The following is a 19894-nucleotide window of genomic DNA, read 5'->3' as shown; positions in this document are numbered from 1 at the left end:
CTATGTAGAAGACAACCTCCGGAGAGTGAAGTGATGCATCAATTATCAGCTTACTATGCTCATAAAACCGGTTACGCCAAAGTGGCATCAACTGTTATTTTGGTATTCAGTAACTTCGATATCGGGCAGTTGGCCTCTGCATCTGCTACCAGTTCATCAAATTTTTCTTTTGAAATATCCGGTACTTTAGCTGTCAGGGTCAGATGCGAAAGTGTAATTTCACCGTTCTCAAAAGTAATATCACATTTGGTTTCCAGTGTTTCAGGCACAAAACCTTCTCCGGAAAGATTAAAGCTTAATTTCATGGTAAAGCATCCGGCATGGGCGGCCGCCACGAGTTCTTCCGGATTAGTACCAACGCCTTCAGCAAAACGAGAATTGAAAGAATACTGAGTCTCGCTCAATACTGTACTTTGTGTGGTCAGGTGGCCTTTACCTTCCTTACCTGTTCCCTGCCATACGGCGGTTGCATGTCTTTTCATTTCGATGTTATATTTTAAATGTAGAAAACTTTCAAGGCAAAGTTAGCACTTTTGCTGCCCCTCAACTTTAAGAAATTAATACCATTACAGCAGCCCAATTTCGTAAAGTATTGAACCTGAGCTTTTTTAATTTTTTTAAAAATTAAAAAAAATTAATATTTTTGCCTTACAATTGCTATTTCTCTCCGTTAAAAATGCCTTTAAGGTTACAACTATTTTTTTTACTCAGTTGTTTGAGTGACACTGCTGCTTATGCTTTTAATACAGATGCTCCCAATTATGCGAGCGCCTTGCCTCCGCTTTGTTTATTGTCTTTTTACTATTACTATAGAAGAAACGAGTATAAACTAAAAGACTATACTTATAGCCTTGGGCTGGTTTTTGCCACATTTGCCGACATTGCCTTTGAATTCAACGGCGAAATCTTCCAGTCTATTTCACTTATACTGTACATGCTCAGTTATTCATTTTATATAGCTACTGTACGCCGTGAAGCCGTATTCGGGACCTCATGGCAGGAACTACTGAAAGTCATTGTCAGTACTCTGATAATCATTTCTCCTGTGTTAATCGCCTCTCCAAATATCGACTCTGCCTATTTCTTTGCATCGCTGATATACATGGTTTTTCTGACATTGCTCTATATTACGGCATTAATGCGCAAAACCAATAGAAGCAGTTATCTGTGGTTTTTATGCGGCGCGCTTGCATTTGCCATACTTACTGGTTGCGAGGTTTACTTTATGTATATTGTTAGGGTTTCATATCATGTTTATGTACAGAAATTTTTCTATTTCATTGCGCAATTCTCCATTTTTATGGGTGTCACCAAAACCTTCAGAAATTTCTATGCGCCAACTGAAAAATGAGGGTTATAGATAATGCCCACGGCATTTCCCCATAAATCTTTTACAGTCGCCACTATGATTCCCCCACCTACGTCAGTGGGCTCTTCGTATGGAGTAGCACCATTTTCCAGCAGGTGGCTTGTTACTTTCTGCACATCCTGCACGCCCCAATAGGTAACAACGCCATCAGTTTTACCCTCGTTTTTTTCATCGGGTACCAGACCTAACTCATACCCACCTACGTTGAAACCTACATAAAACGGTTCGTCAAAATAAGGTTCAATTTCAAATACACGGCTATACCAAGCTTTGGCTTCGTCAAGATTGCTTACTTTATAAATGGTCGTCCGGAGACCCAGAAGAGGAGAACTCATGGTTTTCAGGTTTTAACGGTTGATCTGAATAATTCTGATATCCTGTAATACGTCAGGTATCTAAAAACAGCGAAATATAAGCGAATAAAAACAATTATTTAACTGCGTCTGATAAAACAATTTCCGGTTGCAATCCAGATAAAGCCTCTCTGACTATCGCTGGTTCACTATACCGGTGAAGGAAACGAAAGACAATACTCCGGAATGACAAAATACAGACAAAATTGCTCATCATCTTTGCTTTATAAATCATTAGGTAAGATATTTGCAAAAAAGCGCTTAATCTGAATGTCTGCCGAGCACGTTATATTAATCAATCTATTGTTATACTTCATTGGGTTTTCGTTCTTGCTATTCAAACGAAACTCCTTAAGTGAACAATCGGTAGGTTTGCTTTCAATATCGCTCAATGCAGTCGGAGTGCTTTTTTCAATGGGTCTGAGCCTGAGCAACAATACCAGCTTTGTAATTCACCTCAATTGGTTTCATATTGGCGACACCGCTTTTACTTTTGATATTCTACTGAACGGGCTTACCTTCCTCATGTATTTTCTGGTGCAGTTTATTGCACTTTGGGTACAGGTTTTCTCAATAAAATACATGTCCGGCGACCCTAGTTTCGGCCGGTATTTTGCCTATCTTAATCTTTTCGTACTGGCTATGCTCGGTATCGTTATCTCGGGCAATCTGTTATTGATTTACATTTTCTGGGAAATGGTCGGTGTCTGTTCTTATCTGCTTATAGGTTTCTGGTACGAAAAACACACCGCAACCAATGCCGCTAAAAAGGCTTTTCTGGTTAACCGTGTTGGTGATGTCGGTTTTCTGATAGGCATCTTTCTGGTTTACCGCTACTTTGGCACTTTTGATCTCACGCTTATTGCCGAAAAGGCCAGGCTGATTCCGGCAGAAGCTTTCAATAGTCCGTTAATGACCACCATGGGGCTTCTGGTTTTTTGTGGTTGCGTGGCCAAATCGGCCCAACTACCCTTACAAATCTGGTTACCCGATGCCATGGAAGGCCCCACGCCTGTATCAGCGCTGATTCATGCTGCCACTATGGTAGCCGCAGGTATTTTTCTGATGGCCCGTGTATTTCCGATTCTGTCGCCTGATGCCCTGCTGATTATGGCAGTGGTAGGTATTCTTACCGCTTTTTTTGGAGCTCTCTCTGCTCTTAACCAATATGACATAAAAAAACTACTGGCCTATTCTACCATTTCGCAGTTAGGCCTGATGGTGGTCGGCCTTGGTATCGGCGCTGTGAATGCCGCCCTTTTCCATCTGGTTACACATGCGTTCTTCAAAGCCGGATTATTTCTGGCGGCAGGGGCTGTGATTCACTATACCCATCACCAGCAGGACATGCGCCTGATGGGCAACCTGCGGAAGCAGATACCCGTCATTTTCTATGGCTATACCATTTGTGCAGCAGCACTGGCCGGTATTCCGCTTTTCTCTGGTTTTCTTTCAAAAGATGCTATCATCGTAGCCGCTTTCGACTGGGCATCGAATCATTCTTCCTCAATATATTATATCATTCCCATTACCTGTTTGCTTGTGTCGGGCATGAGCGCTTTCTATATGATGCGGCAGGTTTATCTGGTCTTTCTGGAAAGAGATGATAACCCCATCGAACTTATTTCGTCAGGTGCCGTAAGTTTCTACAAAAGATTGGTGAGACGCGTAGAAGGCATAGTAAAGGTAGACGATGAACCTAAAGAAGATGACAAACTGATTATAGAACTGTTTTATGAAGCTATTTCAGAAATGGGGCCAATGGAGTGGGCCGTTGCCGTTATGGCTGTTGCTTCTTTTGGCTTTATTTTTTCGGTGAATCCGTTCTATGCCGAAAGCAGTTGGTTCTTTGAATCCTTCCCACATCATTCGGAGAGCTTCCACTGGATCGCCTACGTGGCTATTCTGGTTTCGGTGGCAGGCATCTGGCTGGGCTATAGATATACACAGATAGAAAGCAGCAGATTGGATAAATTCAAGGCACAACCCGACGGTTTGGTAAGCAGGCTGGTGTTTCATAATTTTTATCTGAGCGAGCTTTACCAGACTGTCTTCGTGAATCCGGTTTTGTGGCTTACACCTATTATTTATAAGTTTGACAGCCTGATAATTGACGGCATTGTAAACCTGACAGCCCGGCTGTTTGTAGGGCTTGCAAACATTGTCAGGTGGATCGAGCACAACATTGTTGACGCACTCATTAACTTCATCGCATACTATACAGGTAAATCGGGTAATTATACCCGACAGATTCAGAATGGTAAAGCCCAGACCTATATCATTACCATATTTGTCTGTCTGGTTTTAATCATAGTCTTATTAATAGTATAACCTAAATAAATTCTCGTACCGGGAATCGTGGCATGAATAATATTCTACTTTCAACACTCATTTTTCTTCCGGCTATAGCGGCGGTGCTGGTGTTGTTGTTACCTGATACCTACAAAGATTCTTTCAAATGGATTTCTGTATTGGTAAGTATTATCAATCTTTTAAATATTCTTACCCTATATAATACATACGACACAAAACTGACCGGTTTTCAGTTTCTGGAGCACCACGAATGGATAAGACTTGGGCTCGGTAATCTGGGTATACTTTCAATTGATTACATACTGGGCGTTGATGGCATCAATCTGCCTATGGTTCTGCTGTCGGGTATTGTGTTTGTTGTTGGCGCGGTTGCCTCTTTCAATATCGGGCATCGTCAAAAAGCATATCATTCTTTGTTTCTGTTGCTGTCAGGCACAGTAATCGGCTGCTTTGTGGCGCTTGATTTCTTCCTGTTTTTTATCTTCTTCGAATTCATGCTATTACCTATGTATTTCCTGATAGGTATATGGGGTGGAGAGAGAAGAGAATACGCGGCCATCAAATTTTTCATTTACACCTTTGTGGGCTCGGTATTTATTCTGATAGTGATGATAGGCTTGGGAATGTCAGTCAACGATACGCTTTTCTCACAACAACTCAATACCACTGTACATACATTCGATTTCCGGCTGCTGAACGACACCAAAAATTATATTCCCGGTTCTTTATTATCACCAGACAGCCATCAGCAAATATTCGGCATGGCGCCACGTGCTTTTGCTTTTATATTGTTGCTACTGGGTTTTGGGATTAAATTACCGGTTGTGCCGCTGCATACCTGGCTACCGGATGCCCACGTAGAAGCGCCTACGCCTGTATCGGTGATACTGGCAGGGATACTGCTTAAAATCGGAGCCTATGGTTTTGTCCGTATTGCCTATGGTTTCTTCCCCGACGCCGCTCAGGAATTTGCCATCGTTGTAGCCGGAGCAGGGGTGTTATCCATCGTTTATGGAGCCCTCAATGCCCTGGCGCAGGAAGACCTCAAGAAAATGATAGCCTATTCGTCTGTATCGCACATGGGTTTTGTATTGCTGGGTTTGTCTTCTCTTACAGCCGAAGGGGTAAACGGTGCCGTTTATCAGATGTTCGGACATGGAATTCTATCGGCTATGCTATTCCTGATTGCCGGTGTTATTTATGACCGCACACACAATCGCATTATTGATAATTTCAGAGGCCTTGCTACTCAGATGCCCTTGTTTACACTGGCGGTTACCATTGGGTTCTTCGGTGCACTGGGTTTGCCGTCTCTGCCGGGTTTTATAGGTGAGTTTTTTACGCTGATGGGCGCTTTTAAGTCAACAATATTACCTGATTGGCTTCCTATGCTTGCCATGCTGGGTCTGGTGCTGTCTGCAGCCTATTTTCTATGGACACTCCAGAAGATGTTCTTCGGCAAATTCTGGGCAAATCGTAATCAGGAAGCCAATATGAAAGACCTCGACATCAGGGAAATGATACTATTGTATGGTCTGGCAGCGCTGGCTGTTGCATTTGGTATTTTTCCTAATCTGATTTTTGATGTCAGCAGTGAAACCGTCAGAATATTTACAGCAAAATTTTAAAGAAACCACCCGAAACCCTTAATATAAAGCTGGGGGAAGTTCATCAGCTGACAAACAGGTAATGCTCGAAAAACTTTCACATATATTATTCAGCACCGGATTGCTACTGCCTGAACTCTTTTTTGCCGGAGTGTTTCTATGTGTAGTAGCAATAGTGGCTTTTCAGAAGAAATCAAACGATACTGCCAACTTGTATAACATCATCACCATAACGGCATTGATTGTTATAGGCTTTGTTTTCTATATTTCTCTTAATTATCTGGAGCAGAACTTCAATTCGGGGGTCGCACTGTTTCATGGTCTTATTTTTCTGGATGAACAGGCCGTTTTCTTCAAAATCATGGTCACGGTGGCGGCTTTAGCCGTTATACTGCATCTCTGGATTGTAGGCTACAAAGTAGTAAGCGAGTTCTATGTCATATTTATGGCGCTGATACTGGGGCTTTTTCTCATGAGCATGACCTCTCATCTGTTGATGCTCTATGTGGCGCTTGAGATGGTCTCTATCTGTTCTTATGTACTGGTGGTTATCAATAAGGCCAAACCAAATGCCGAAGCAGGCATCAAATACCTGCTTACGGGGGCAACCAGTTCAGCCGTAATGCTCTATGGGGTTTCGTTGCTCTATGGCATGACAGGCACCCTCAACTTCGGCAGCCATGAGTTCATGACTTTTCTGGGGCAGAATCCACCCTGGGTGGCCAATGTGGCATTATTCATGACCATCGGCGGGCTGCTGTTCAAGCTGTCGGCGGCGCCATTCCATAGCTGGACACCCGATGTATACGAAGCCTCCCCTACTCCTATTGTGGCTTTTTTGTCTATTGCACCAAAAGCCGGAGTTATTATAGTGATGATTCGTTTTCTGAACGGACTGAGCGTTGATTTCAGATTAATTCTCTCCATTGTAATCATAGGCTCTTTGCTGATAGGGAACCTGTCGGCCCTGTGGCAAACCAATACCAAACGTATGCTTGGTTATTCTACAATAGCCCATGCCGGTTTTATGCTGGTGGGTCTGTTGGCTATGAATCCGTTTGGCATGCAGTCAGCCACTTTCTACGTCGCTACTTATCTGTTTATTACATTGGCGGCTTTTCTTCTGGTAGATTTACTGGCTCTCAAAACCGAAAGTTATGAGCTGGAAAGCCTGAAAGGACTGGGTCAGGAAAACATATTTCTGGGTCTATCGGCAGTAGTAATCATGATTGCTCTGGTGGGTTTCCCACCTACGGTAGGTTTCACGGGTAAACTCCTGATTTTTACAGCGCTCTGGAATTCCTATCACGATTCGGGTAATACGCTTCTGTTAGTAGTACTAATCATCAGCCTGCTAAATACGGCTATTTCTATTTTCTACTATCTGCGCATCCCCTACTTTATGATTTTTAAAGACTCCAAGGGCAGTGCCAAACGATACCCTTTAGATATTCTGAAGAGAGTGCTCTTATCTGTTTACATTTTCCTTCTGGTATACTTTTTCATTAATCCCGAGTTGATTATGAACCTGATTGAAAAGTTGTAAGATTATTTGAGCCGGGTGAGTTTCATTTGCAGGGGGTCTTTCTGATATGTACCTGTCATAATCATGGCATTACCATTCACCTGATATTTCAGTCGCATCGAATCGGTTCTGTTATTGCTTCTGAAAATGATGCTCGCCAGTTGCTGTCTTTCGTCTACTTTGTATTCGCCGCGTAAATCTTTTCTGTCATTAAAACGGTCAGGAGCGTATTTGAACAAACAACTGTTGTTCCACTCGAAATAAACCTTCGACCACCCTTCACCTGTCATACTTGCCGAAGGCATCACGCTCTTGTTCTGAATAATTATTTCGTCAACACGCCATACACCGGTTAGAGCCGTTTCAGGCGGAGTTTCCCTTTTAAGCCAATAAATATACGCAACGGCTCCCCCGATTACGAGTATTCTGGCCAGATTCAGCAAAACTGTTTTCTTATTAAAGTAATAGTATTCCTTATAAGAAAAAAACAAATCTATGAGTTTGCTGAAATGCTGCAACAATAGAAAAACCAATATGGCTGTATAATGCAGCGAATTGAAATAAGCTAATGGCGATATATCATAAAAATGATCTATGAAACAGACATTGACCATCACAGGTAATAGTATACAAGTTGCCAGAAGCCGTGTTTTTTTGAAAACAAGCAGAACTGACCCCAGAATCTGTATGGAGCCCAGAATAATAGTAAAAGTAGGCGAATAACCGAAGTAGGCCCAGGTTATCCAGAAACCGTTCAGCTCGCCCACCGGGCGCTCCAATATATAATTAGGTATCAGAAACTGCGTTTGAAGTATCTTGGAAACACCGTAGGTAATAATCTGATGCGCCACATAAAAGATAATGATTGTCTGAAACCAGTCGTGCAGATTTACTCTTTTATCAAATATTTGCCAGACAAGAGCCAGAATAGCACTTAAAACCACCAGCGCCGCAACTGAAATCCACAAGAATCTTGTATCCGCAAGCACCTGTGTCTGAAGACCGGAAACAAAGCCGGAATACTGTGAAAGGCCAATAATAACCAGTAGTAAAAAAAATACCTCGATCAACTTGAGGGTATACGATTGATTATATCTCATAACATATTATATGAAATTGTTTGCAGATTAAAAACCACAGTAATTTCAGTTTTAGTGTTAACAACCGATTGCGCAGGTCTGTTTTATTACAACGAAAGCACCGCTACCCGATTAGCACATGCGTAGTTCAGGCCCGGTATTACATAACAAAGAATCAGAAAATTTCTGACTGTGCGCCTCATTTTTAACTATATTGCACTAGGTTTTCTGATAAGAAAACAACTGTTCTACTCACAATTTTATGACCTCTCTAACATCTATAACTATGAAAATCAGACTATTATTACTTCTGATGGCCTTTTCTTTGGTAAGCAAAGGCCAGAAAACCATCGACTCGCGCCAGCAGGAAATCGTTTTTACCAATGTTTCCGTGATTCCGATGACCTCCGAAACCGTGCTTCACAATCAGACCGTTGTGGTTAAAAACGGCCTCGTGACGGCAATAGGCACAAAATTAAAATATGACAAAAATGCGCTGGTGATTGACACAAAAGGTAAATATCTGATGCCTGGCCTGGCAGAAATGCATGCGCATGTGCCGCCGGTAGACAACATCCAACCCATGAAAGACGTGCTGTTGCTCTTTGCAGCCAACGGCGTTACCACCATCAGAAGCATGCTGGGACATCCGCTGCATATGCAGTTGAGAAGCCAGGTTCAATCGGGTGAGGTACTGGGGCCGAAAATCTACACCTCTGGGCCGTCGTTCAGCGGTGCCAGCATCAAAACTCCTGAAGAGGCCGCTGAAAAAGTCAGAAGCCAGAAAAACGCCGGATACGATTTCATGAAAATGCACCCCGGCATTACCAAAGCAAATTTTGAAGCTATCGTAAAAACGGCCAAAGAAGTGAATATGCCATTTGCCGGACACGTATCTTTTGGAGTAGGTGTATGGCGCTCGGCTGAGGCAGGTTATGCCACCATTGACCACCTCGACGGCATTGTAGAAGCCATGATGCCCCGACTGGACACCCTTGCGGAAGAAGAAGCCGGCTTGTTCAGTTTGTATGTAGGGCATGATGCAGACGTATCAAGACTGGATAAAGTATTGAAAACCCTGAAAGACAACAACGTTTGGCTGGTTCCGACACAAACACTGGCCGAGCATTGGCAGTCTCCCAACAGAACCAGTCAAGACCTGCTCTCGTGGCCTGAGATGAAATACATGGACAAACAGACATTAGATGGCTGGGCAAGAAACAAAGACAACACCATGAAAAGCCCACGTTACAAGCCGGCTGCGGTGCTAAAGTATATTGATGTGCGACGCACCATCATTCGGGAAAGCCAGAAGCAGGGTGTCGGCTTACTATTAGGCTCTGATGCACCTCAGGTTTTCAGCGTACCCGGTTTTTCGTTAAAGCATGAATTGAATTATCTTGTTCAGTCAGGACTTACGCCGTATCAGGCATTGCAGACCGGCACTGTGAATATCGGGAAGTTTTTCAAACAGGATAACCTGGGTGTTATTAAACCCGGTGCTGTTGCCGACCTGGTTCTACTCAACGATAATCCGTTGAAAGACATCAATGCTGTAGGTAATGTGCAGGGAGTTATGCTGAATGGCCGATGGCTCACTAAAAGCGAAATTGACGCTACCTTAAGCAGGCTGGTGAAAAACTGATACAAAATCATTGAATCGGGCGGACTTAAGTCCGCCTTAACATACTAATTATTCCTTTGTTTTGATAGCCACCCAATTCATTGGGTGTTTCAGAAAAGCAATTAACAGAATCAGTTTCCACAGATAATTTCTGAAAACGATTTATGTGCACTCAAAGGCCATAGGCCACAAATAAAAATAGACTGAACAAGCCATTTTTGTAACAGTTTTCTTAGTTTTGCTCAATTCATAAGATACTCAACCCGGTATGTCAACAAAATCTAAATTCGAAAAACTACAAATACTTGACCGTAAAAATGCAGAAGCAGAACAGGGCGGCGGAGAGAAAAGAATAGGGAGTCAGCATGCAAAAGGTAAACTAACTGCCCGTGAAAGAATAGAATTATTGCTGGATGAAGACAGTTTCGAGGAAATCGGCAAATTTGTAATGCATCGGAGTAAAGATTTTGGTCTGGACAAAGAATATTATCTGGGTGACGGGGTTGTAACAGGCTATGGTACTGTCAATGGCCGGCTAATCTACGTTTTTGCACAGGACTTCACCGTCTTTGGCGGTTCATTGTCTGAAACTTATGCCGAGAAAATATGTAAACTGATGGACATGGCCATGAAAAACGGCGCTCCGCTTATCGGACTGAACGATTCCGGTGGTGCCCGTATTCAGGAGGGCGTTAACTCTCTGGCAGGTTATGCAGATATTTTCTATCGCAACACTCTGGCATCGGGGGTTATTCCGCAGATATCGGCCATTATGGGGCCTTGCGCCGGAGGTGCTGTTTATTCCCCTGCCCTTACCGACTACATCTTTATGGTCGAAAACACCTCGTATATGTTTGTCACAGGGCCGAACGTGGTAAAAACCGTAACGCATGAAGACGTAACCTCAGAAGAACTGGGTGGCGCCATCACGCATGCTACCAAATCGGGTGTGACACACTTCGTGGCTGCCAATGAGGTACAATGCATCAGCGACATCAAAAAGTTATTGAGTTATCTGCCGTCTAACTGTGAAGACCAGGCTCCTTTTACGAGTTATGAGTCTGACGGCAACGAAAAACGAGCCAAATTAACTGACCTGATACCGGATAATCCGAATCAGCCTTATGATGTTCGTGAACTGATAGAAGAACTGGTGGATACCGATAGTTTTTTTGAAGTACATAAAAGCTATGCAGAAAATATAGTGATAGGCTTTGCCCGTCTGGGTGGGCGTAGCATTGGCATTGTGGGTAATCAACCTGCCGTGTTGGCCGGTGTGCTAGATATAGACGCCAGCATTAAAGGTGCCCGTTTTGTCCGCTTCTGCGACTGCTTCAATATTCCGCTGTTGGTACTGGAAGACGTACCGGGATTCCTGCCCGGCACCGATCAGGAATGGAACGGTATCATTATGCATGGTGCTAAATTGCTCTATGCTTTCTGCGAGGCCACTGTCCCTCGTGTCACGGTCATCACCCGCAAAGCATATGGTGGCGCCTACTGTGTAATGAACTCAAAGCACATCGGCGCAGACCTGAACTACGCCTGGACATCAGCCGAAATTGCTGTTATGGGTGCTGCCGGAGCCGCTGAAATCATCTTCCGTAAAGAAATAAGCGAAGCTGCCGACCCGCAAGCTGAGTTGCAGCACAAAGTTGATGAATATACCCATAAGTTCGCTAACCCGTACAAAGCGGCGCACAGAGGTTATATTGACGAGGTAATTAAACCGGAAGATACCCGCGAAAAACTCCTGAAAGCCTTTAAAATGCTGGAGAACAAAGTGGAAACCATGCCCCGTAAGAAACATGGCAATATTCCGCTGTAAAGGAACTGCTCTAAGATTGAATATGATTAGTTTTAATAGTAATTTTGCGCTTAAATATACAATTGTGTAGAAAAGAATAGTCTCTTTTCAAAAATAGTTATCTTTTTATGCTTGAAAAAACCGGAGTATTAATTGTCAATTTAGGCACTCCCGACTCCCCCGATGTACCCGATGTAAGAAAATACCTACGTGAGTTTTTAATGGATGGGCGGGTGATAGATATCCCCTTTGTTTCCCGGTGGGCACTTATCAATTTCATCATTGCACCTTTTCGCTCACCTAAATCAGCCAAAATATACCGTGAGTTATGGACCGAGCAGGGATCTCCGCTTAAAATTTACGGCGAAAAAAATGAGAAGCAATTGCAGGAAGCATTGGGCGATGCTTATGTGGTTAAGCTGGCTATGCGCTATCAAAGCCCGAGTATTGAAAAAGGGCTGAAAGAATTGCAGATAATGGGCTTAAGCAAAATCATTGTGGTGCCGTTTTTCCCACAGTATGCTTCCGCCTCAACCGGCTCGGTTTATGAAGAAGTTATGCGGATAATCGGACAATGGCAGGTGATCCCTGAACTCAGGTTTGTTAATTATTTTTATAACCATCCTAAATTTATCAAGGCCTTTGCCGACAATGGCAGAAAATATCTGGAAAAGGATAATTATGATTACGTTGTTTTCAGTTATCATGGTTTACCCGAACGGCAGATGATTAAAGCCGATTGCACAGGTAATACCTGTAAAATAGGCAGTTGCTGCGATACCATTCATGCTTTTAATCAGCATTGTTACCGGGCTTCCTGTTTCGAAACCACTCGATTATTGGTACAGGAGCTGGGCTTAAAAGAAGGAACATATACTACAAGTTTTCAGTCGCGTCTGGGCAAAGAGCCCTGGATTCAGCCATATACTGACAACGTGGTAAAGGAATTGGCGCAAAAAGGAATAAAAAGAGTACTGGCCTATTCCCCTGCCTTTGTGGCCGACTGCCTGGAAACCACTATTGAAGTAGGTGAAGAATACCGGGAAATGTTTGAAGAACATGGTGGCGAACACTGGCAATTGGTTGAAAGCCTCAACGATTCGGAAGCCTGGATTGACCTGCTGACTGATTTAGTGAAAAATCGTACGTAAAATAAATAAAACCGGGTGTGCTTAACATTAGCATACCCGGTTTAGTTATATTGGCATTTCACATTGTTTCTGATAATCTATGAATGCCGTTTCCATCTGGGCCAGCCATAACCAAAAAAAGGCTATAATACTGATCGTTGTTTTTGAAGTTCTTAAATGCAGCATCGGTTTTGACATCGGCCATAATTTCCTCCCTGTTTTTTCTTCCGGCATTATCGAATTGTCTGTACTGGCTATAGTGTTTCTGATTACTTTCGTTCAGACCAATTATCAGTTTCAGAATCATACGCTCAGCAAAGAAACCCGCCATAGATTCCGGCTTACAAGTACGGGTATTGTCATGCTGGGCAGTTTGTTTCTTTCCATATTATTGGGTAATCATTTCAGAGGTCTGGGCTATTCGGTACGTAGTGTATTTGTAGCCCATGCGGCCGTTAGTGTTACTACCACCGCTGACAGCGTTCAAACAGCCTCAGATAATACACTTATAGAAAAGAAAAACCAAAAAAGACATAAAGCACGGCTCTTTGCTAAAAAAAGTACTGACAATGGCTCTGCCGCTAAATACCGCATTATTTATGTGTTGTTTTTTCTGCTTAGTCTTTTGCTGACATATGGGGGTCTGTATCTTACTTGCAGCCTGGCTTGTTCCGGCTGGGGTGTATTGGCTGTACTTAGCTTTTTAGTCACGCTTGGGGTTTTCGCGGGGGGCATCTATTTTCTTATTAAGGCATTCCGAAGTCCGGTACGCCCTCATGACTCCATGACCAAAGAAGAGAAAAAGAAAGAACGGAAGATATTCCTGATCATCTGGGGTATTTTAGCAGCAGCATTTGGTTTGACCGTTTTAATAGGCAATTCGTAAAATATGAGCCCCAAAAGAGGGGCTCATGCAATTTCTTTGTTTCATGCTCTTTCAGAATCCTGCCGCATGTCCGTCCTTCCGTGGGTCTGATGCTCCGGTGAATGTCTTACGCACAGGGTCATATCTGATGGCCTGATACCCGCCATACATACCCAGAATATACCCAACTTTATGTCCTTTTTCCATTAATCCCCTGATAGTCGCATACGGGAATCCCGATTCGAGCGTAATCATACCGCCATCCAGCATTTTTTCACCGGTTGGTTCAGAAGAACCCTCGTGATTCAATCGGGCAGCATCGCCTGCTTCTTGCAAATTCATGCCAAAGTCAATCAGATTCATCACTATCTGCACATGTCCTTGTGGTTGGAAAGCCCCTCCCATCACACCGAAACTCATATAAGGCTTGCCGTCTTTGGTTATAAAAGCCGGAATAATGGTATGAAACGGACGCTTGTGCGGCGCAAAGGTATTATACTCTCCTTCGGTCAGGCTGAACATCTCTCCCCTGTCCTGAAACATAAAACCCAGCCCGTCAGCCATCATACCCGAGCCGAATCCCCGGTAATTACTCTGAATCAAAGCTACCATATTGCCCTCTTTATCAGCTACCGTCAGAAAAATCGTATCGCCATCTTTCAGGGCAGGATTACCCGCATCATAAGTTTTAGCAGCCTTGTTAGGGTCAATCAGTTTACGTCTTTCGGCAGCGTATTCTTTTGAAATCAGTTGTTTCACCGGAATTTTAGCAAATTCAGGGTCGGCATAATACCTGGCTCGGTCTTCAAAAGCCAGTTTCTTGGCTTCGGTAAACAAATGCACATGCTCGGTGCTGCCATAGGGTATTTTAGAGAAATCGTAGCCTTCCAGTATATTCAACATTTGCAATACCGCAATGCCTTGCCCGTTTGGTGGTAATTCCCATACATCATAGCCTCTGTAATTGGTTGATACCGGGTCCACCCAGGTAGAAGTATGGTCGGCAAAGTCTCTGGCGGTCAGAAAACCACCCTGCTTTTTCATAAACTCCTCTATTATTTTTGGAATTTCACCCTTGTAGAAAGCATCGCGGCCACCCTTTGCTATTTTTTCAAGTGTATTGGCCAGATTAGGATTTTTAAATATATCTCCTTTTTTAGGTACTTCTCCGTTCGGATAATAATGTTCTTTCACATTCGGATACTTGCCATACAAGCGGGGTACAGCCGCCAGTGAACTGGCCAGCTCGCCATGTACCGGAAAACCGTTTCGCCCGTAATTGATAGCGTGCGACAGTATTTTCTCCATCGGCAGTTTGCCGAATTTCTTGTGCAGTTCAAACCAGCCGTCTACGCATCCCGGCACATTGACAGGCAAGGGTCCTGTTGAAGGCAGGTGCGTCAAGCCACGTTTTTTCAGTTCAGCCAGCGTAAGCGCATAAGGCGAGCGCCCAGATGCATTCAGCCCGTGAAGTTTCTGGGTTTTGGCGTCCCACACAATAGCAAACAGATCGCCACCGATACCGTTCATGTGAGGTTCAACCATGCCCTCCATGGCATTGGCTGCAATGGCCGCGTCAATAGCGCTACCGCCTGCGCGTAGCACCTCAATAGCCGCCTGTGTACTGAGCGGATGTGAGGTACAGGCCATGCCGTTCTGGGCAATTACTTCAGAGCGGGTAGCCTCTACTTTGCCATATACACGGTCTTGTGCTTGGACGTATTGAATGGTGGAGAACAGAATAAGGCAAAGGAAAATGTTTTTCATAGTAGTTCCGGTTATGATTATGGCTGTATCAGAAAGTAAAATGTGCTGGATTAAAGGTTCAAACAAATATACTATTTTCTATGATTCGATACATACAGCTCATAGAAAGCCCTTCGAATTTCGTCTATAGCAGTCTTTTATTAGACAAAGCACTCAAATTGCTCAGTTTGCGAATTTTAACAAATATTCACTAAAATATGCTTGTCCCCAATGCCGATATTCTATTTTTTTACGTTGTAAAAATAGCTTACAAAACAGCATCATAGTTTATGAGATTCCGGTTGATTGTTTTCTTTTATTGTTGCTCATTTGGTACTATTGCCCAACAGGCAAAAATGCCTGACCGCGGCGATGTGAAGGTAGTGTGGAACGATGATATCAGGGACCCGTTTTTCAGGGATTTTCAGGCGGGCATCAAACAAACTAAAATATTGGATGCCATTGCCGCCGATATAAACGGGTATCTGGCTTTGCCTGACGATGTTTACATTACATTCGACGAATGCCGGGCCAGTAATGCTTTTTATGACGAAGACTCCCGAAAAGTGACCATCTGCTACGAAATGGTTTCTTATCTGTACGAATTGTTTAAGGCCAAAACGCAGAATCCTGCCGAGTTACGTGAAATGGTAATTAATGCCATCCTTTTCATTTTCTACCATGAAATGGGCCATGCATTGATAGATTTGATGGATCTGCCCGTAACAGGCAAAGAAGAAGATACGGTTGATAATTTCTCCGTTTTCCTTTTGGCGGATGGCAGCAGAAAGGGTTCCAGAGCAGTGCTGGATGGCGCCATTGCCTTTTATCTGATGGGTGAATCTACCCAAAATATTCCGCTCAAAAATATGGATTTGTGGGATGAACACTCCCTCGACCATCAGCGTTTTTATCACATTCTTTGTATGCTTTATGGCTCTAATCCGCAACAGAATGGGGCGGTTATCCGTCGGAAAATGCTGCCCCCAACCATGACAACCCGCTGTGAAGAAGATTATCAGAAAATTAAAAAAGGATGGCTGAAAATACTCGACCCCTGGATAAAGCAGTAGTAACTGCACAAAAAAGTCTCTCTTCTAATGTGAAAAGAGACTTTTTCAATTGCGTTAAAAACCTGAAAGCTTATTAATTTATCTTGATCACTTCATACCATATCTCACCTTCGTGCAGCACAGCTCTGTATTGCACACCGTCTACGATATAATAAGTTTCTCCGTCAATCACCAGTTGCTCGTAACCGTCAGGAATGCTCTCAACCAGTGCGCCTACAGGGGGCGGTACAACCTCATACTCGTTGCCGATTGGCCGGTAATAAGAACCGTTATAATAATGGTAACTCACGCCAAAGAATGAATATAACTGAACCTCAATAGGCAATATTCTGATTCTTAAGCCAACAGGAGGATACGCTACTACGTAAGTATCTCTGTAAGGGCGGTAATAAATACCGTTATAGTACCGATAGTTGATACCGCCGTAAAAAACCGGCAAACAAGAAGTTGGCAATATACGTACTACTGAATTTCTACGTGGCAGGTTATAGTATCTCCAACTGGGAGATCCTACACGTCCATCAAATCTTCTGTTATCATAGCCACGGCGGTCGTATCTGCCATAATCCCGGCGTCCCCGGTCGTCCCATCTGCCTCTGTTATCATTACCTCTGCCACCTCTGTCGGTATATACGCGGTTTCTGTCGTTATTATCTCTTCCACCTCTGTTATCATACACGCGGTTTCCATCTCTATTGTCATTACCTCTGCCACCACGGTCATGGTCTGGTCTTGGAGTTTCTATGCGGCGGCCTTCACCTCTGCTATCCGGTTGAGGTCTCTCTGAACGCCCCTCGCCCCTGTCATTTCTTCCGGCCTCCGGCCCTCTCCTGTCTTGTCCCGGTGTCCGGCTTCCACGGTTTTCGCCACCCATGGCAATTCTGTCGTTACTTCTTCTTTCGGCAGACGCACTCTCACTTCTTCCGCCTGCACCTCTGCTTTCGCCTCTGCTCACAGTACCTCTGTCGCCACCGCGACCGGCAGACCTACCTTCGCCCGAACCTCTGCTTTCTCCCCTGCTGCCCCCTTCACCACGGCCTCGTCCTTCCTGCGCATAAGTATTAACAGCACTCAAGCCTGCCAACAGTATTAATGTAGCAGCAATGCTCCGTTTCCAGTCAGGAACGAGCAACCGATTTATAGCTCTTGTTTTCATCTCTTTCATTTGTTTTGCTGATTTATAGCTAATAGATGCAAATACTAACCTAAAAGTTTAGTCTGTATGTGGCTGTTAACAAACATTAACAATGTGTTATGTAGAACAGCCGTCAGACATTAGTTTTTCAGCAGACTTCTGCTACTATTTATTAACGCTGTAGATTTAGTATTTAGTCTGTCTGATCAGTTAACACAAAAAAGCCAACCCAGTCGAGTTGGCTTTTTGCTATAATCCTAACCACTATGATGAAAAATCTACTTTGAAAACTTATCTCTCTGATCAAACCCCCTCTTCCATAACGAAGAGCGATACAATACATATAAACCAAGCAATATCAATACAATCGTGAGTAAGATTTGTAGCGGGTAAATCATGGCTAAATAGTTGAGACTCTTATCGGTTCTCGGCAACGGTAACATATTAATAACTATTAATTGAATGGATGATACAAAACTCTGAAATATACCCCGTAGTTTTTAGAGTAAAAACCCCTGTTTTGTATCAGGGTTATGTGGTATTTTAACCTCCTGATTAACAACCAGTTAATAAAAACTACCAGACTCTATCATTACAGACATTTATATGTTTCCCCATGCCTTATGTAACTGTGTATACGCTGATTTTTATCAGATGGTTGCGGCACGAGGTCATTTTTTTAAAAAACCGTTAAAAGCGACTTACCTGACACATCTAAAATTGAAAATTAGGTAGAAAATCATTAACTAAATCAATATTCAAGCCTTCGGGATTTTGACTACTTATATTTTTTAGCCATTATTGTATAAAATTGAACCGGAAACCTCTCTCATCTCCCTGATGAGTCTCATATTCCGGCCTTAACCTAAACAATACTCCCCTGCAGGGAAAGGGATACCAACTTCATTATGAAACTAAACATTACCTGGAAAATCTTCATCGGCATGGCATTCGGTATTCTTGTAGGATACCTGATGAACATCTACCTGACGTCTGATCCGGTTGCACTTGACTCATGGAGTAAATACCTCAATATATTGAGTAAAGTCTTTCTGCGAATGATTAAGATGATTATCGGACCGTTGATTTTCTCGATTCTTACAGTTGGAATAGCCAAATTGGGAGATTTTAAAACCGTGGGGCGGATTGGTGTAAAAACACTGGGCTATTTTTATTTCGCTACAATTTTATCGCTTCTTACTGGTTTAATAGCCGTAAATATTCTGAAACCCGGCAAACTGATGGATATCTCTCTGCCACAGACAGGTGCCGACACAGGAGTTGAGTCGAAGAAAATGACTCTTGAAAACTTTGTTACCCATCTTTTTCCGCAAAGTTTCTTTGAAGCACTGGCCACTAACGAAATTCTGCAGATTGTAGTTTTCTCTATCTTTTTCGGTATTGCCACGGCTGCTATAGGTAACCACGGAAAGGTAATTATCAAGGGCCTTGACGCCGTGTCTGAAGTAATGTTTAAAATTGTGGGCTACGTAATGGGCTTTGCTCCTTATGCCGTTTTCGGTGCGGTAGCGGCTGTAATTGCGCAAAAAGGTCTGGGTATTCTGGGTGGATATCTGTATCTGATCATTTGTTTCTTTGCCACACTGGCGTTTTTCATATTGGTGGTTCTGCCGGTTATCTGTGTGTTTGCCAAAGTGCCATACTGGAAACTGCTCCAGTATGTAAAAGATGCCTTGTTTCTGTCGTTCAGCACGGCCAGTTCAGAAGCATCCATGCCATTACAGATTGAGCAATTGAAGAAATTCGGTGTGTCTGAGCGGATTGTGAGCTTTGTGTTGCCTTTAGGATATTCGTTCAACCTGGACGGCTCCATGATGTACATGACCTTCGCCACAGGGTTTATCGCACAGGCTTATGGTGTCGATTTATCCATTGGCCAGCAAATAACCATGCTACTCACACTGCTTATTACCAGTAAAGGAATTGCCGGTGTACCGAGGGCATCGCTGGTAGTAATTGCCGGAACCATGTCAATGTTCAATCTTCCTGCTGAGGGGCTGATTCTACTCTTTGCAGTCGACTGGTTGTTGGATATGGGCCGTTCGGCTACATCAGTAGCAGGTAATGCCGTAGCCACTGCCATAGTAGCCAAATGGGAAGGGGAATTGCAAACAAGCACCCCTAACCCCTAAAGGGGAATTATAGAACACCGGAGAATTTTAACATATATCCGAAAGAGGCCGTCTCAAAAAGATTTTGAACCAAATAATCTTTTTGAGACGGCCTCTTTTTTTATGAAATCAGGTA

The 19894-nt window shown here is 43.4% G+C and carries 15 protein-coding genes; 10 read left to right on the top strand and 5 right to left on the bottom strand.

Going from position 1 to position 19894, the window contains the following annotated elements; translation table 11 throughout:
• Window positions 1-71: 71 nt before the first annotated feature.
• Window positions 72-482, bottom strand: a complete 411-nt coding sequence (locus AC1RRY_RS16380; protein ID WP_492822648.1) for an OsmC family protein — start codon at window positions 480-482, stop codon at window positions 72-74.
• 194 nt (window positions 483-676) lie between these two features.
• On the opposite strand from AC1RRY_RS16380, the gene AC1RRY_RS16375 reads away from it, so the two are divergent.
• Entirely contained in the window at window positions 677-1351 is a 675-nt protein-coding gene (locus tag AC1RRY_RS16375; protein ID WP_492822650.1) for a lysoplasmalogenase family protein, read from the top strand.
• Here AC1RRY_RS16375 and AC1RRY_RS16370 read toward each other — a convergent pair.
• Window positions 1330-1704 (bottom strand): VOC family protein, encoded by a 375-nt coding sequence (locus AC1RRY_RS16370; protein ID WP_492822652.1) that lies wholly within the window; start codon window positions 1702-1704, stop codon window positions 1330-1332. The two genes, AC1RRY_RS16375 and AC1RRY_RS16370, sit on opposite strands and share 22 nt — an antisense overlap.
• A gap of 288 nt (window positions 1705-1992) precedes the next feature.
• Between AC1RRY_RS16370 and AC1RRY_RS16365 the strand changes: the two genes are divergently transcribed.
• From AC1RRY_RS16365 to AC1RRY_RS16355, 3 genes are all read left to right on the top strand, one after another.
• Window positions 1993-4053, top strand: a complete 2061-nt coding sequence (locus AC1RRY_RS16365) for an NADH-quinone oxidoreductase subunit 5 family protein (RefSeq protein WP_492822654.1) — start codon at window positions 1993-1995, stop codon at window positions 4051-4053.
• Window positions 4054-4085: 32 nt separating this feature from the next.
• Window positions 4086-5663, top strand: coding sequence for a complex I subunit 4 family protein (locus tag AC1RRY_RS16360; RefSeq protein ID WP_492822656.1), 1578 nt, complete (start codon window positions 4086-4088; stop codon window positions 5661-5663).
• A 61-nt stretch (window positions 5664-5724) separates the two neighbouring features.
• Entirely contained in the window at window positions 5725-7188 is a 1464-nt protein-coding gene (locus AC1RRY_RS16355) for an NADH-quinone oxidoreductase subunit N (RefSeq protein WP_492822658.1), read from the top strand.
• A 2-nt stretch (window positions 7189-7190) separates the two neighbouring features.
• Here the strand turns inward: AC1RRY_RS16355 and AC1RRY_RS16350 are convergent, their stop codons facing one another.
• Window positions 7191-8267 (bottom strand): hypothetical protein, encoded by a 1077-nt coding sequence (locus tag AC1RRY_RS16350; RefSeq protein WP_492822660.1) that lies wholly within the window; start codon window positions 8265-8267, stop codon window positions 7191-7193.
• Window positions 8268-8532: 265 nt separating this feature from the next.
• On the opposite strand from AC1RRY_RS16350, the gene AC1RRY_RS16345 reads away from it, so the two are divergent.
• The 4 genes from AC1RRY_RS16345 (at window position 8533) to AC1RRY_RS16330 (ending at window position 13693) form a co-directional block, all read left to right on the top strand.
• A complete protein-coding gene (locus AC1RRY_RS16345; RefSeq protein ID WP_492822661.1) occupies window positions 8533-9891 on the top strand; it encodes an amidohydrolase family protein in 1359 nt (452 codons plus the stop codon).
• Window positions 9892-10138: 247 nt separating this feature from the next.
• A complete protein-coding gene (locus AC1RRY_RS16340) occupies window positions 10139-11698 on the top strand; it encodes an acyl-CoA carboxylase subunit beta (protein ID WP_492822662.1) in 1560 nt (519 codons plus the stop codon).
• A gap of 107 nt (window positions 11699-11805) precedes the next feature.
• Entirely contained in the window at window positions 11806-12828 is a 1023-nt protein-coding gene (gene hemH, locus AC1RRY_RS16335) for a ferrochelatase (protein WP_492822664.1), read from the top strand.
• 79 nt (window positions 12829-12907) lie between these two features.
• Window positions 12908-13693 carry a hypothetical protein gene (locus AC1RRY_RS16330; protein ID WP_492822666.1) on the top strand — a complete coding sequence of 262 codons (786 nt, stop codon included), beginning with the start codon at window positions 12908-12910 and terminating at the stop codon, window positions 13691-13693.
• A gap of 51 nt (window positions 13694-13744) precedes the next feature.
• Here AC1RRY_RS16330 and ggt read toward each other — a convergent pair whose 3' ends face one another.
• Window positions 13745-15439: a gamma-glutamyltransferase gene (gene ggt / locus AC1RRY_RS16325; protein WP_492822668.1), complete on the bottom strand. Its 1695-nt coding sequence runs from the start codon at window positions 15437-15439 to the stop codon at window positions 13745-13747.
• Between the two features lie 269 nt (window positions 15440-15708).
• On the opposite strand from ggt, the gene AC1RRY_RS16320 reads away from it, so the two are divergent.
• Window positions 15709-16491, top strand: a complete 783-nt coding sequence (locus AC1RRY_RS16320) for a DUF4344 domain-containing metallopeptidase (protein WP_492822670.1) — start codon at window positions 15709-15711, stop codon at window positions 16489-16491.
• 73 nt (window positions 16492-16564) lie between these two features.
• Here the strand turns inward: AC1RRY_RS16320 and AC1RRY_RS16315 are convergent, their stop codons facing one another.
• A complete protein-coding gene (locus tag AC1RRY_RS16315; protein ID WP_492822671.1) occupies window positions 16565-17656 on the bottom strand; it encodes a DUF6515 family protein in 1092 nt (363 codons plus the stop codon).
• 878 nt (window positions 17657-18534) lie between these two features.
• Here AC1RRY_RS16315 and AC1RRY_RS16310 point away from each other — a divergent pair.
• On the top strand, window positions 18535-19779 hold the full coding sequence (locus AC1RRY_RS16310; RefSeq protein ID WP_492822673.1) for a dicarboxylate/amino acid:cation symporter: 1245 nt from the start codon (window positions 18535-18537) through the stop codon (window positions 19777-19779).
• The last annotated feature ends 115 nt before the right edge of the window (window positions 19780-19894 follow it).

The sequence above is a fragment of the Emticicia sp. GW821-FHT11C11 genome, from assembly GCF_058808615.1.
The sequence above is the reverse complement of the archived record's forward strand: the minus strand, read 5'-3'. Positions and strand labels throughout refer to the sequence as shown.